This window comes from Thalassotalea sp. Y01 (genome assembly GCF_012932945.1).
GTDB lineage: Bacteria > Pseudomonadota > Gammaproteobacteria > Enterobacterales > Alteromonadaceae > Thalassotalea_A.
This window is the reverse complement of record NZ_JABBXG010000030.1, coordinates 1-367: the sequence shown is the minus strand read 5'-3', so window position 1 is coordinate 367 and position 367 is coordinate 1. Positions and strand designations below refer to the sequence as shown.

1 rRNA gene is annotated in these 367 nt (G+C 52.0%); it reads left to right on the top strand.

From position 1 onward, the window contains the following. Nucleotides 1–4: 4 nt before the first annotated feature. Nucleotides 5–367: ribosomal RNA gene (locus HII16_RS16690) — 16S ribosomal RNA — on the top strand; the annotation flags it as partial.

Here is a 367-nt window from a genome sequence, read left to right as displayed (position 1 = left end):
TTTTTAATTGAAGAGTTTGATCATGGCTCAGATTGAACGCTGGCGGCAGGCTTAACACATGCAAGTCGAGCGGAAACGAAGAGTAGCTTGCTACTCTGGCGTCGAGCGGCGGACGGGTGAGTAATGCTTGGGAATATGCCTTGAGGTGGGGGACAACAGTTGGAAACGACTGCTAATACCGCATAATGTCTACGGACCAAAGGAGGGGATCTTCGGACCTTTCGCCTTTAGATTAGCCCAAGTGAGATTAGTTAGTTGGTGGGGTAATGGCCTACCAAGACGACGATCTCTAGCTGGTTTGAGAGGATGATCAGCCACACTGGGACTGAGACACGGCCCAGACTCCTACGGGAGGCAGCAGTGGGGA